We start from the raw sequence: 13,114 nt of genomic DNA on the forward strand, positions 1-13,114 counted from the left end.
CAACAGCGGCATCCACAACCGCGCGTTTTACAACGTGATGCAGTCGAAGGACGGCGGAGGATCCTTCCTCTTCACACCGACCGAGGCGGCAGTCCTCTACTACGTCACCCTCACCCGCCTCGCCCCCTCCTCCACCTTCTCTGACTGCCGCCGCACCCTGTTGAACGTGACGACCCAGCGTTATCAAGGCCAGCCAACGGTCCAGCAGGACAAGCTGAATGCCATCAAGGCCGCCTACACCGCAGTGGGCATTCTTTGACTTCAGGCACAAAAATAGCGGGCGGTCATTGCTGACCGTCCGCCGTGATGTTTTACCTCTTACCTCGAGTGGTTGACGGCGCTCGCCACCAAAACTCATGTCCACAACCGCTTAGTAGCGGTAGTGGTCCGTCTTGTACGGGCCGTCAACCGGGACGCCGATGTAGTCGGCCTGTTCCTGGGAAAGGACGGTGAGTTTCACACCGATCTTGCCGAGGTGGAGGCGGGCCACTTCTTCATCGAGCTTCTTGGGAAGCACGGTCACGCCGATGGGGCGGGAGTCCTTGGTTTCCCAGAGTTCGATCTGGGCCAGCGTCTGGTTGGTGAAGCTGTTGCTCATGACGAAGCTCGGGTGGCCGGTGGCGCAGCCGAGGTTCACCAGACGGCCTTCAGCCAGCATGTAGATGCTGTTGCCTGCGGGGAAGGTGTACTTGTCCACCTGGGGCTTGATGTTGAGCTTCTGGATGCCCGCGAGCTTCTCAAGCTTGTCCACCTGGATCTCGTTGTCGAAGTGGCCGATGTTACAAACAATGGCCTGATCCTTCATCTTCTCCATGTGCTCCACACGGATGATGTCTTTGTTGCCGGTGGTGGTCACGTAGATGTCGCCGGTGCCGAGGGTGTCCTCGATCGGCATCACGCGGTAGCCTTCCATGGCGGCCTGAAGGGCACACACAGGGTCGATTTCGGTGACGATGACCTGGGCGCCCATGCCGCGAAGAGCGGCGGCACAGCCCTTGCCCACATCGCCGTAGCCGCAGACGACGCCGACCTTGCCTGCGATCATCACATCGGTAGCACGCTTGATGCCGTCCAGCAGGGACTCACGGCAGCCGTACAGGTTGTCGAACTTGGACTTGGTGACGCTGTCGTTCACGTTGATGGCGGGGAAGAGCAGCTTGCCAGCCTTCGCCATTTCATAGAGACGGTGCACGCCCGTGGTGGTCTCTTCGGACACCCCCTTCAGCTCCTTGACGATCTCATGGAAGATGCCGGGCTGTTCAACAGCGATCTGCTTGAGCAGCGCCTTGATGACGGACACTTCATGGTTGTCGGAAGGCGTTTCCACCCAGGTGTCGCCATTCTCCATTTCATAACCCTTGTGGATGAGGAGGGTGACATCGCCACCGTCATCGACGATGAGCTGCGGGCCTTTGCCGCCGGGGAAGATGATGGCCTTCCAGGTGCACCACCAATACTCTTCCAGGGTCTCACCCTTCCAGGCGAAAACAGGGGTGCCAGAAGCTGCGATGGCAGCGGCGGCGTGGTCCTGGGTGGAGAAGATGTTGCAGGATGCCCAGCGCACATCGGCACCGAGTTCCTTCAGCGTTTCAATCAAAACGCCGGTCTGGATGGTCATGTGCAGGGAACCCGTGATGCGGACGCCTTCAAGGGGCTTCTTGGGGCCGTATTTTTCACGCGTGGCCATCAGGCCGGGCATTTCATACTGGGCAATGTCCAGCTCCTTGCGGCCGAATTCGGCGAGGGAAAAATCTCTGACTTTGTAATCTTCAGTTTCAGTAGCGCGGTTGCTCATAGGGGTGGTGGTAGTGGTGGGTGGTGGTTCGCTAAATTTGCTTTCGACAAAGAGACAAAAGACTGGAAGACGAAAGACAGAAGACATGAAGAAGCTTCACATCTTCAGTTCGCCGAGGGATCGTGGAGTTTTTTCATCAATCCCTGAATCATCGAGGAAACTTCTTTTGCCTCTTTGATGAGCGGAGTGACCGTCTCGGCAGGAATAAGTCCGGCACGTTGCCCGAGATAAAGTTGCGTGCGCAATTCAGCTGAGGAGCCTTTGGCGATGGCCAGGAATCTACGAAATTCTTTGTCCCTCTCCCTTTCTGACCCTTCTGCAATATTCGAGGCGATCGAAATTGCAGAGCGGGCCATCTGATCGCGCAAGGCATACAGCTTGATGGAATCGGCGAGCTGCAGAATCGAAACACCCAGCCGGGCGCTCCGCTTCCACACTTCCAGTTCCTCAAAGTTGTGCAGCCCCATCGCAGATCAGTTCAAGTCTTTCGTCTTCTGTCTTGAAGTCTTCCGTCTTATTTGGTCGCTTTCTGCAGCGCTGCGACCTTGTCGATCGCTTCCCAGGTGAGATCAGCGTCGTCCTTGCCAAAGTGACCGTAGTTGGTGGTCTTGCTGTAGATGGGGCGAAGGAGGTTGAGCTGCTTCACGATCTCGGCAGGCTTGAAGGAGAACACCTTCTGCACAGCGGCGATGATGGAGTCTTCGGACTTCTTGTGGGTGCCGAAGGTGTCAACGTGCACGCTCACAGGCTCAGGGTGACCGATGGCGTAGGCGAACTGAACTTCGCAGCGGTCGGCGAGGCCGGCGGCGACGACGTTCTTGGCGACCCAGCGGCCCATGTAGGCGGCGCTGCGGTCCACTTTGGAGGGGTCTTTACCGGAGAAGGCACCGCCACCGTGACGGCCCATGCCGCCGTAGGTGTCCACGATGATCTTGCGACCGGTGAGGCCGGTGTCGCCCTGCGGGCCGCCGACGACGAACTTGCCGGTGGGGTTGATGAGGAACTCGGTGTCCTTGGTGAGCATGTTCTTCGGCAGAACTTTGCGGATCACTTTCTCGATGCAGAACTTCTCGATCTCAGCGTGCTCGACGCCAGCAGCGTGCTGGGTGGAGATGACCACGTTCACAATGCGGGTCGGCTTGCCGTCCACATACTCCACGGAGACCTGGCTCTTCGCGTCGGGGCGCAGCCACTTGGCGGCCTTGCCAGCCTTGCGGATGGCGGTGAGCTCACGGCCCAGGCGGTGGGCGTACATGATCGGGGCAGGCATGAGCTCAGGGGTCTCATTGCAGGCGTAGCCGAACATGAGGCCCTGGTCACCGGCGCCCTGCTCTGCGGTCTTTTTGCCCTTGGCCTTCTTCGCGTCCACGCCCTGGGCGATGTCCGGAGACTGGGCAGTGATGATGTTCATGACGAACACATGATCCGCGTGGAAGACGTCGTCGTTGTTCACGTAGCCGATCTCGCGGATGGCGTCGCGCACGATCTGGACGTAGTCGAGCTTGGCCTTGGTGGTGATCTCACCGCCGACGATGGCGATGTTGCTCTTCACATAGGTTTCGCAGGCCACACGGCTGTTTTTGTCCTGGGCAAGGCACGCGTCCAGAACGGCATCAGAGATGGTGTCGGCAACCTTGTCGGGATGGCCTTCACCGACGGATTCAGAGGAGAAGATGTAGGAGCTTGGCATGGATCGGGTTTCAGTTCGTATTTACAAATGATGATGCGTTGATACGTTACTATCTCCGCTCGTGTCGTCAATTCTCAAATCCTTCGCCCTCCTCTCCGATGCCACCCGCGTGCGCATCCTGGCGCTGCTGCGTCATGAAGAGCTCTCCGTGGCGGAGTTGCAGGAGATTCTGGCCCTCGGCCAGAGCAACATCTCCGCCCAGCTGTCCCGCCTGAAGACGGCGGGATTCGTCACCGACCGCCGGTCTGGGAAGAACCGCCTGTACCAGCTACAACCACCGCGCCCCAAGGACCAGGAGACCCACGATCACCTCCTGGCGCTGCTGGACGCCGCCACTCAGGAACTGCATGAGGCGAAACATGACCTCACCGCCCTGAAGCTGGTGCGACGGAAGCGTGCAGACACAGCGCGATCGTACTTTGACGCGCTGGCGGGCAAATTTGGCCGCCAGTATATCCCAGGCCGCTCGTGGAAGGCGCTGGGTGAGACGCTCTTACACTTCGTCCCCCCGCTGATCATTGCCGATCTGGGAGCCGGGGAGGGAGTGGTCTCCCAGATGCTGGCCCAGCACGCAAAGCAAGTCATCGCGGTGGACAATTCCGAGAAGATGGTGGCCTACGGTTCCAGCCTCGCGGAGGAGCACGGCTTCGCCAATCTGGACTACCGCTTGGGCGATATCGAAGACCCGCCGATCACCGATGGCAGCGTGGACGTGGCCCTCTTCAGCCAGGCCCTGCACCACGCCAGTCGGCCGGAGTTCGCCCTGGCGGCCGCTCATCGCATTCTAAAGCCCGGCGGACGCGTCATTGTGCTGGACTTGCTCCGACATAGCTTCGAAAAGGCCCGACTGCTCTATGCCGATGTCTGGCTGGGCTTTTCCGAGGTGGAACTTCACGAAATGCTGGAGCGAGCAGGCTTCCAAAACATCGAGATCCGGCTGGTGGATCGTGAGGCAAAGAGCCCGCACTTTCAGACGCTTTTGGCGGTTGCTTTGAAATCTTGACGTCGACAAACAAAATCCATAGCGTCTTGCGCATGGATTATCATGTCGCGCGCAATGGTGAGCAACTGGGGCAATTCACCGCCGAAGAAATCCGCCATGGACTTTTCGACGGCAAATTTCAGCCAACCGATCTCGGTTGGAAGGAAGGGCAGGCAGACTGGGTGCCGCTGAGCACCTTGTTTGAGCAGATGACGCCTGCGGCCAAGATCAAGAGCGCCCCGGTCACCCAGGTGCCGCTCGCCTCCTCCCTGGCACCGGAGTACCACTCCCCTACCAATGGTCTGGCCGTGACGGCACTGGTCCTTGGCATCATCTCTCTTTTCACCTGCGGCCTTCTGGGCATTGGCGCGATCGTCACCATCATCGTCGGCCACATGGCCCTGGCCAAGGTGAGACAGTCGGGCGGCTCCCTGGGCGGCAAAGGCATGGCCGTGGCAGGCCTGGTCATGGGCTATGTCTCGATCGCTCTCGCCATCGTCAGCATCCTGGCATCCCTCGCCCTGCCCACCTTCTCCCGCATTCAGGAGCGGGGCAACATCACCAAATCCATCAGCAATGTCCGGCAGCTGGTGACTGCCTGCAAAATTTACGCTTCCGACCACAACGGAAAGTACCCCGCCAATCTGGAGGAACTGGTCACCGACGGAGTGCTGGAACAGGCATCCTACGAAAGCCTGCTGCGCTGCCCTCTCAGCACCGAGTATCCGGGCTATGAATACCTGGGTGCTGGCCAAAATGACGGGGACAACCCGGAAGCGCCGCTCTTCATCAGCAAGGCGGAGATCCGCGGCAAACGCGTCGTCGGTCGGCGAAACACCAGCACAGATTTCTCCATTCCGCCTCCTGCCAATCTCTCCGCCCCCTAGTCTGCAGGGGCCGCGTTCGTATTTGGGGTTGAAAAAACCTCGCGAAGGAGTCAGGGAGTGGCAGGGCTCTGACATGCGTCAGACCCTGTAGGCGGGGCGCGCCTGCCACCTCCACTCCTGATCCCATCTCCTCCCAACCATGCAATATCACCTCGGCAGAGACGGCAGCCCTCTTGGAGAGTTCCCTGAGGCGGAGATCCTCAGCGGTCTGACAACGGGCCGGTTCCTTGGCTCCGATCTGGCGTGGTGTGCGGGCATGCCTGACTGGAAGCCGCTGTCAGAAGTGCTGCCGCAAGCCGCCCCCCTGCCCGTCGCACCCTCTACCGCTCCCTCTTCGCCTACCGTCGTGGAAGTACTCCGCCCAGGCTCGGCACCCTCGCCGGCAGTCTTGCCCTACCCTGCGCCGCCAGCCCAAAGTTGGCCAGCACAGGCGTATTCACCGACCCACGTGGGAACGGGAGCAAGGCCCACACCTGGCACTGCCATCGCCAGTCTGGTGCTCGGCATCATTTCCCTGGTCACCTGCAGCCTTGGGGTGTTGCTGGTGATTCCAGGGCTGATTTGTGGCCATATCGCGCTCAACCAAATCAAAGCGCCGGGTGCCAGGTATGAGGGCAGGACGCTGGCCATGACGGGCCTGATTCTAAACTACATCTGGTTGGGAGCGGTCGTCCTTGGCGTGATTGTCATTCTCGCCTTTGGCCTTCTCGGTGCCATTCTGGAGCAATTCAACTAGCAGGGACCCTCAATGGTTGCGGCCGGATGCTCGTTCATACTTTCGAGAAAATCGGTCATTCCAGCATCGCAGAATCTCCGATATTTAAAATTTTACGGGCTTCTTTGATTGTTTTTATAATTTTTGTAGCGCTTCGCGGCAAAGTATGCATAATATTTCGCATGCTCAATAATGTCGCCCTCCCAACTATGCGTCCCTTCGCCTTTTTTGCGGCCAACGCCGTGCTGGCGGCGAGTTTGTTTTCCACGGTCTCCCTTCAAGCAGGAGAGCCCGTAGCCGTCCCCCTCTCCAAGAGCGTGAATCTGGAAAAGGCGATCGACTGGCGTGAGCACACCATCGCTCCGGTGGCGGATCCGATCCTCTTTGAAGACGCGGTCATCCGCAACGAAATCCGTCCGGTGTTCGGCTACCAGAACATCTCCGACGACTTCGCCACCCAGGGCGGCGACCTCCAGGTCTATGGGATGCAGCTGCGCTGGGCCGCGACGCCCCGTTTCGGCCTGATGATGGTGAAAGGTGGCTGGAATGAGTTTCACCCCGGCGTGGGTCCGGATGCAGACGGTATCGGTGACTTGGGAGTTGGCCTGAAGTACGCGCTCATCGATCTGCCGGAGCACCAGTTCATCCTCACCCCCGGTGTGACCTATGAGTTCCCCACCGGTGACGAGGAAGTGTATCAGGGCAACGGCGATGGACTGTGGAACTTCTTTGTCTCCAGCCAGAAGGGCTTTGGCGACTTCCACCTGCAGGCGAACGTGGGCATTCAGGTCCCCAACGACGACTACTGGAAGAGCACGATCCTTCACTACCACCTGCAGGCTGACTACTACGTCTGCAGCCACTTCATTCCCTTCGTCGTGGCCAACGGCTATACCGTCGTGAAAGAAGGCGGTGCGGTGCCCCTTGATTCCGAAGGCTACGACCTCGTGAACTTCGGCAGCTCCTATGCCGATGGCGAAACCCAGATCACGGTCGGCGGCGGCTTCCGCTCCCACCTCACCAGCTACCTTGACTTCGGCTTTGCCTACACCAAGTCGGTGGGCAAAAAAGAAGGCTTCATTGACGACCGGTTCATTGTGGACTTTGTCATCAAGTTCTAACCAATCTCCGGCCGGCCTCAAACCGGCGGAATGTTGACTCCTAAATATCCAACGGCACAGAGGCGACTCTGTGCCGTTGTTTTTTTTGGCGGCTGCTCTCACAAGCCCGCGCACCACGCGTCAACAACGGATGGCGCAGTCAAACCTCGCGGCAGCGTCTTGGAGTGCGTGTGGCTCGACACAGAACCCCTACTCCACGGCTTTCTGATACTTCTTGTACTCCGCATGAGACGCTGATGACAAATCCTCCAGGGAAATCTGGTCCAAGACGACCTTCGCTTCCTTTTTCTCATTCAGAATCTCAAGGAGCAGGGCTGCGTAGGCCATCTTCATGTCCGCATTGCCGTCCGCACTCGTGACCTTCAGCAGGGCACGGGCACGCTTGATGTCCCTCGTGGTTCCGTCGCCGCTTATGTAACAGAGACCCAGAATGAAGCGGGCACCGATCAGCTCCGGTTTGTTGACATCCTCAATTTTCTTGAGCCACGATACCGCCTCCGCCACCACCTTGGGATCACGCGGCTCCGTCTTGTAGAGCAGGTAGGTACCGTAATGGGCCTGTGCCACCTGATGCCCCAGTTCAGCAGCCGCCTTGATCGCTGCGACATGGCGGTCATCGACAACGCCGTCCGTCGCTTTGCAAAGCCTGAGGTACTCCTGATAGCGGTCCTCTCCGGATTGAGCCGTTGATTGCGCAAGTACAGCAGGGAGGACTGAAAAGGCCAGAGTAAGTACGGCAAGCACGGGCAGCATGCCGACAGGCAGGACAGTGGCCCGGAAACGGGGACTGGAGAGCGGGCGTTTCATCTGGGGGGAGACGGAAAGGAGGCGCTTGTGAAGCGACTTGAGTCGGGATTTCGCTCACCCTAGGCATGGAGCAACGCCTTCTCAAGTCGGGAGTGGAACCCTGGGCAGTTAGGTTCCTGACCGCGTGAACGCGGAACTCCAACCCAGCTGGCGAAACGGAGAAGGTTGGAGTTCCGCTTTTAAGCGTGGATTCTGGTGCCGGATCGCCCGTTCGATGAGCTTCGGCCGACTGAAGCCGGCACTCCAACACTGAGACCTGGGGAATTTGGAAATAACAAACTGCCTGCGTTGCGCTGACCTCAAGTCTGGTGTCTCCCGCAACGCCGGCGCAAAAAAAGCCACCGCTCTCGCGGTGGCCCCTATGATCACGATGGATTTCGCTTCAGTTCCTGACGGAAGCTCAGATGAACTCGTTGACGAGGTTCTCCAGCATTTCCTGGCGGCCGCTGCCGATCGCGGGTTCACCGTTCTTCAGGGTGTACGCTTCGAGTTCTTCAAAGCCCACTTCGCCCTTCTCGATCTGGGCACCGATGCCGCTGTCGAAAGTGCTGTAGCGCTGCTTCACGAAGCCGTCGAGACGGCCGTCTTCGATGATGGCGGCGGCGATCTTGAGGCCGCGCGCAAAGGCGTCCATGCCGCCGATGTGGGCGTGGAAGAGGTCCACGGGTTCGAAGCTTTCGCGGCGAACCTTGGCGTCGAAGTTAAGGCCGCCCGTGGTGAAGCCACCCATCTTCAGGAGCACCAGCATGATCTCCGTGGTGAGATAGATGTCGGTCGGGAACTGGTCCGTGTCCCAACCGATGAGCTCGTCACCCGTGTTGGCATCGATGGAGCCCAGGGCACCGGCGGCGAGGGCCACTTCCAGCTCATGGCGCATGGTATGGCCGGCGAGCGTGGCGTGGTTGGTCTCGATGTTCAGCTTGAAGTGCTCCAGCAGGCCGTACTCGCGCAGGAAGTTCAGGCAGGCGGCGGAGTCGGAGTCGTACTGGTGCGTCGAGGGCTCCCGTGGCTTGGGTTCGATGTAAAACGGACCGGCAAAGCCGATCTTCTTCTTGTAGTCCACCGCCATGTGCATGAAGCGGGCGAGGTGGTCCATCTCACGCTTCAGGTTGGTGTTCCAGAGGGTGGCGTAGCCTTCGCGACCACCCCAGAAGGTGTAGCCTTCACCGCCCAGGCGGTGGGTGACTTCCAGCGCCTTCTTCACCTGGGCCGCGCCGTAGGCAAAGACATTGGCGTTCGGGCTGGTGGCCGCACCCTGGTTGTAGCGCGGGTGGGCGAAGAGGCAGGCCGTGCCCCACAGAAGCTTCTTGCCGGTGCCCTTCTGCAGGCTCTCCAGCTCATCCGCCACGGCGTCAAAGATGGAATTGCTCTCGGCCAGGGTCTTGCCCTCCGGGGCGACATCGCGGTCGTGGAAACAGTAGTAGTCCACACCCAGCTTCTCCATGAACTCAAAGCAAACCCGGGCGCGCTTCTGGGCATTGGCAATGCTGTCCGTGCCATCATCCCAAGGCTTCTGGGAGGTGCCACCACCAAAGGGGTCCGACAGCGTGTTGCGCATGGCGTGCCAGTAGGCCACGCCGAAGCGCATGTGATCCTTCATCTTCTTTCCCGCCACCACTTCGTCAGCATTGTAGTGCTTGAAGGAAAGCGGGTTTTTGGACTTGGGGCCCTCGTACTTGATCTTCGGAATGTCAGGAAACGCTTCGCTCATAGTTGGCCCATTTCAAACCACAAAAAGCAAGCGTCAAGCCCCATCATGCCGGGGTGACATCTTCTCAACAAAAGTTGTCAGTTCTTCCCAAAATCGCCCGGCTCGAGGTCGAAGACGAACGGGATGCCCATCTCTTTCATCACCGCCTTTTCCTTGGCCAGATACTTGTCCCCCAGCCGCCCGAAACCGCCGTCTGCGCGGAATTTTGCCAGGAATTCGTTGGCCTTGGTCTTGAGTTCCGTGTTGCCCTGCTGGATGCCGATGGCCCACACTTCCTCACGCAGTGGCTGCAGGAGCACCCGGGTGGCTTCCGGGTGGCGGTTGTGATAGTTCATGAGAGAAAGCTGGTCGTAGATCCAGGCGTCCACCCCGGCTTTCACCACCTCCATGACACAAGCAGTGTCGGAGTCCAGCACCACCAGGGAGGCATCTGGCAGGTACTGGCGGGCATATTGCTCGCCCGTCGTGCCGAGCCGCACGGCCACCCGCCGGCCGGGGGCCTTGAGATCTTCCAGTGATTGCACCGGAGACTTCGCCGCCGCCAGGATGGCCAGCCCCGTCTTCACGTAGGGGTCGCTGAAGTCGATGGACTTGCGACGATCATCGTTGGCGCTCATGGAGGAAATAATGCAGTCCACGCTGCCGGACTTCAGCGCTGCGATCAGGCCGTCGAAGTTGATGTTCCGGAACTCCACCTCGCGCCCCAGGGACTTGCCCAGCTCCCGCCCCAGATCCACGCTCACGCCGTAGAACTCCCCTTTTTCATCCACCACCTCGAAAGGCGGGTAGGTGGCGTCCATCGCCACCACGAGTTTCTTGGGCTTGGCGGGCGCCCCCGGCTGGTCACTCGGGCCACATCCCACCAGGGCGCAGGCTGCGCTGGCTGCCACCCATCCCATGAACGCCCGAAGTGAAATCGTCATGAGGCTGCATACACTGAAACCGACTTTTTGCCAAGCAGCGTCGTGGGAGGATTCTCCGTCAGATGCGGCTCAGGCTTGCCTTCCCTCTGATTTTGTCGAAGGGTGATCCCGGTCCTCTCAAAGGGGCCCAAAACCCGCCCCGTTTCCCCCATGATTCTCCGCTCTGACGAGTTTGCCGACCTGCCGACCCCGTTCGGCCCCATGCGAACGCACCTCTTCCGCCCGGTGGCGGAGGGCAGGTATCCCGGCATTCTGATGTACTCAGAGATCTTTCAGGCCACCGCGCCCATCCGCCGCACGGCAGCCTACCTGGCCGGGCATGGCTACCTCGTGGCGGTCCCGGAGATCTACCATGAATTCCTGCCCCCGGGCGAGGTGCTTGCCTATGATCAGGCGGGCGCGGACAAGGGCAACGACCTGAAAACGGCCAAGGAGCTGGCAAGCTATGACGCCGACTCCCTGGCCGTTCTGGACTATCTGAAGGCCCACCCCGCCTGCACGGGGAAACTGGGCACCTTTGGCATTTGTATCGGCGGCCACCTCTCCTTCCGCGCTGCGGCCAAAAATCAAGACCTCGACGCTGCGGTGTGTCTCTACGCCACCGATGTCCACAAGCAGAGCTTGGGCAAGGGGATGAACGACGACACGCTGGCCAGCATCCGCAACACCCGGGCGGAACTTTGCATGATCTGGGGCCGGCAGGATCCCCACATCCCTCTCGAGGGCCGCCGCAAGGTGCAGGCGGAACTGGATGCCCAGGACCTGAGTTACACCTGGCACGAGTTCAACGGACAACACGCCTTCATTCGTGACGAGGGCCACCGCTACGATCCCGTGCTGGCGAACACCTGCTACGGGCTGGCGCTGGAGTTGTTTCATCGCAAGCTGGGCGAGGGCGTTCCTTCTGGGAAATAACCCGCCTGTGCTCCGGCATGGCCCGGTTCCGCCAGGCCCTGCCAGTACCGCCGTCTTGTCTTATGTGGAGGTGGACGCAAACATTCCTGAATTCGGGGTCCCGCAAGCTCTGGGCCGGGTTGGTTGTGCTCGCCCTGGTGATCACCCTGGCCGTGCGGCCCTGGTCGAACGGCGAAAATCATTCCAGCACCAGGCTCTCTGCAATTGCCCGGCCGGAAAAGGATGCGCCGTGGAAGAAGGCATTGTGGGAAAAGGTGCTAGTCGCAGAGAATGCCCTGCTCAAGCGCCGCGAGTATTTGCTGACGGACCCGGAGTATCTGGCACCTCTCGACGCCAAACTGGATGAGCTCTATTTCAGTCTCCGACACGCGCCAGAGACAGAGTCAGAGCAGGCAAGCTTTCTGCAAAGGTTGCGGGATGCCTATCTAGAGGCCCAACGTTCCGCAGAGGGCCTCAGGCAGCTCGAAAAGCAGGTTCAGCACGTGTTCAGCCGTCCCATCATCACCCAGGATGACGCCACGGCCAGCATCACGGCAGATTTTGGGATCGTGCCGGGAAAGCTGGCGGCCCTGGCAAACTCCACCAGCGCCGGGAGCTTTGTCATTGAGAAATCCGACCTGCTGGACGAGCACCGTCTGCCCAAGAGCGACTTTGTGGCGACCAAGCTGGAGGAACTGGCCCGCCAACACCCAAACGCCCGGGAAATCCTGGTGCGGATCTGCCCCCTGCACGATGCGAAGGCCGCCTTCTGCGAATACCGCTACCAGCGGGAACAGGGAAACAACCAACGGGTGACCGGATTGCTGACCGTCAGCCCGCCCACTGAAAAGCGCTCCCCTTTCTACCGGGAGTGGTCTCACGTCGTGCATGAGGACCAGTTCACCCGCTGGACGCGTGGCGGATACGGCCTGCACCAGTCACTGCGGGACCAGACGCCCAACGCCCTGGCCGGTGCCATGCTGGAGATGGACGTGCACCTGGTGCTCACCATCCATGCTCCAGAAGCACAAGGTCCGCCGGTGTGGCGGCCAGACAACGGGGAAATCGCAGTGCGCACCTCCGGGGCAAAGTGGACCAGCATCTCCCTGCAGCATGTGCCCCGGCTTTTCCCAAAGGACTGGGAAGGGCAAAAGATCGCCGTCTGGCCACCAGGTGAGGTGGAATCAAGCCAGCTCGCTGAGAAGGCAGCGCAATGGGAGGCAGGATCCAAGCCGGAATCTCGCGGCGAAACCTCCGTCACCACGGCAGACGGCACCCGCTACGAGTGGCGGCAGAATGCCGCAGGATCACGTTCACAGACCGAACTGGTGCGCCTCGCTCCCGACGGAAGGGCCGAGGTGCTGCTCCACGGCGGGGCCGGGTGCCGCCATCTCTCGCTCTCACCGGATGAAACGTGGCTGGCGTTTGTGGACAACGGGCACGGCGCGCTGGTGTACCGGCTTGCGGGGGCTGGCTCTGAGGGCGTGGCCAAGGATGGGGATACTGGGAAATAACAAAGGGGTAGAAGGAAGTGCGTCAGGCCCCACAGGCGGAACGGAGAAGGTTGGAGTTCCGTCCCGCATGCGGGA

At 60.2% G+C, this 13,114-nt stretch carries 13 protein-coding genes; 7 read left to right on the forward strand and 6 right to left on the reverse strand.

Annotated features, from left to right (window positions below):
- A partial coding sequence (locus tag BV034_RS27650) for a M4 family metallopeptidase (RefSeq protein WP_265593545.1) occupies positions 1 to 259 on the forward strand: 259 nt, incomplete at its 5' end.
- A 111-nt stretch (positions 260 to 370) separates the two neighbouring features.
- Here BV034_RS27650 and ahcY read toward each other — a convergent pair.
- The 3 genes from ahcY to metK form a co-directional block, all read right to left on the reverse strand.
- Entirely contained in the window at positions 371 to 1,795 is a 1,425-nt protein-coding gene (gene ahcY, locus BV034_RS27655; RefSeq protein ID WP_050030192.1) for an adenosylhomocysteinase, read from the reverse strand.
- 104 nt (positions 1,796 to 1,899) lie between these two features.
- Complete coding sequence (locus BV034_RS27660; RefSeq protein ID WP_050030193.1) at positions 1,900 to 2,262, reverse strand: four helix bundle protein; 363 nt, start codon at positions 2,260 to 2,262, stop codon at positions 1,900 to 1,902.
- Positions 2,263 to 2,309: 47 nt separating this feature from the next.
- Positions 2,310 to 3,485, reverse strand: coding sequence for a methionine adenosyltransferase (gene metK / locus BV034_RS27665; protein ID WP_050030194.1), 1,176 nt, complete (start codon positions 3,483 to 3,485; stop codon positions 2,310 to 2,312).
- 61 nt (positions 3,486 to 3,546) lie between these two features.
- Between metK and BV034_RS27670 the strand changes: the two genes are divergently transcribed.
- The 4 genes from BV034_RS27670 to BV034_RS27685 all read left to right on the forward strand — a co-directional run bounded on the left by BV034_RS27670 (position 3,547) and on the right by BV034_RS27685 (position 7,190).
- Entirely contained in the window at positions 3,547 to 4,488 is a 942-nt protein-coding gene (locus BV034_RS27670) for a metalloregulator ArsR/SmtB family transcription factor (RefSeq protein WP_050030195.1), read from the forward strand.
- 32 nt (positions 4,489 to 4,520) lie between these two features.
- Positions 4,521 to 5,354, forward strand: a complete 834-nt coding sequence (locus BV034_RS34290; protein WP_063768922.1) for a DUF4190 domain-containing protein — start codon at positions 4,521 to 4,523, stop codon at positions 5,352 to 5,354.
- Positions 5,355 to 5,493: 139 nt separating this feature from the next.
- Positions 5,494 to 6,090, forward strand: a complete 597-nt coding sequence (locus BV034_RS35240; protein ID WP_081888161.1) for a DUF4190 domain-containing protein — start codon at positions 5,494 to 5,496, stop codon at positions 6,088 to 6,090.
- 188 nt (positions 6,091 to 6,278) lie between these two features.
- Positions 6,279 to 7,190: a hypothetical protein gene (locus BV034_RS27685; RefSeq protein WP_050030197.1), complete on the forward strand. Its 912-nt coding sequence runs from the start codon at positions 6,279 to 6,281 to the stop codon at positions 7,188 to 7,190.
- A gap of 189 nt (positions 7,191 to 7,379) precedes the next feature.
- Here the strand turns inward: BV034_RS27685 and BV034_RS27690 are convergent, their stop codons facing one another.
- From BV034_RS27690 to BV034_RS27700, 3 genes are all read right to left on the reverse strand, one after another.
- Positions 7,380 to 7,997, reverse strand: coding sequence for a tetratricopeptide repeat protein (locus BV034_RS27690; RefSeq protein WP_050030198.1), 618 nt, complete (start codon positions 7,995 to 7,997; stop codon positions 7,380 to 7,382).
- Positions 7,998 to 8,397: 400 nt separating this feature from the next.
- A complete protein-coding gene (xylA, locus tag BV034_RS27695; protein ID WP_050030199.1) occupies positions 8,398 to 9,708 on the reverse strand; it encodes a xylose isomerase in 1,311 nt (436 codons plus the stop codon).
- 77 nt (positions 9,709 to 9,785) lie between these two features.
- Positions 9,786 to 10,631 (reverse strand): transporter substrate-binding domain-containing protein, encoded by an 846-nt coding sequence (locus BV034_RS27700; protein WP_063768923.1) that lies wholly within the window; start codon positions 10,629 to 10,631, stop codon positions 9,786 to 9,788.
- Positions 10,632 to 10,781: 150 nt separating this feature from the next.
- On the opposite strand from BV034_RS27700, the gene BV034_RS27705 reads away from it, so the two are divergent.
- Both BV034_RS27705 and BV034_RS27710 read left to right on the forward strand, forming a co-directional pair.
- Complete coding sequence (locus BV034_RS27705) at positions 10,782 to 11,546, forward strand: dienelactone hydrolase family protein (protein ID WP_050030201.1); 765 nt, start codon at positions 10,782 to 10,784, stop codon at positions 11,544 to 11,546.
- Between the two features lie 17 nt (positions 11,547 to 11,563).
- Entirely contained in the window at positions 11,564 to 13,039 is a 1,476-nt protein-coding gene (locus BV034_RS27710; RefSeq protein WP_265593546.1) for a hypothetical protein, read from the forward strand.
- Positions 13,040 to 13,114 lie beyond the last annotated feature (75 nt).

It is taken from the genome of Verrucomicrobium sp. BvORR034 (genome assembly GCF_000739635.1).
In the GTDB taxonomy this organism is placed as follows: domain Bacteria; phylum Verrucomicrobiota; class Verrucomicrobiia; order Verrucomicrobiales; family Verrucomicrobiaceae; genus Verrucomicrobium.

Coding starts and splice junctions, on each gene's coding strand:
- BV034_RS35240 (WP_081888161.1), top strand. CDS start 5,494: ATGCAATATCACCTCGGCAGAGACGGCAGCCCTCTTGGAGAGTTCCCT.
- metK (WP_050030194.1), bottom strand. CDS start 3,485: ATGCCAAGCTCCTACATCTTCTCCTCTGAATCCGTCGGTGAAGGCCAT.
- BV034_RS27710 (WP_265593546.1), top strand. CDS start 11,564: ATGGCCCGGTTCCGCCAGGCCCTGCCAGTACCGCCGTCTTGTCTTATG.
- xylA (WP_050030199.1), bottom strand. CDS start 9,708: ATGAGCGAAGCGTTTCCTGACATTCCGAAGATCAAGTACGAGGGCCCC.
- ahcY (WP_050030192.1), bottom strand. CDS start 1,795: ATGAGCAACCGCGCTACTGAAACTGAAGATTACAAAGTCAGAGATTTT.
- BV034_RS27685 (WP_050030197.1), top strand. CDS start 6,279: ATGCGTCCCTTCGCCTTTTTTGCGGCCAACGCCGTGCTGGCGGCGAGT.
- BV034_RS27660 (WP_050030193.1), bottom strand. CDS start 2,262: ATGGGGCTGCACAACTTTGAGGAACTGGAAGTGTGGAAGCGGAGCGCC.
- BV034_RS27690 (WP_050030198.1), bottom strand. CDS start 7,997: ATGAAACGCCCGCTCTCCAGTCCCCGTTTCCGGGCCACTGTCCTGCCT.
- BV034_RS27700 (WP_063768923.1), bottom strand. CDS start 10,631: ATGACGATTTCACTTCGGGCGTTCATGGGATGGGTGGCAGCCAGCGCA.
- BV034_RS27705 (WP_050030201.1), top strand. CDS start 10,782: ATGATTCTCCGCTCTGACGAGTTTGCCGACCTGCCGACCCCGTTCGGC.
- BV034_RS34290 (WP_063768922.1), top strand. CDS start 4,521: ATGGATTATCATGTCGCGCGCAATGGTGAGCAACTGGGGCAATTCACC.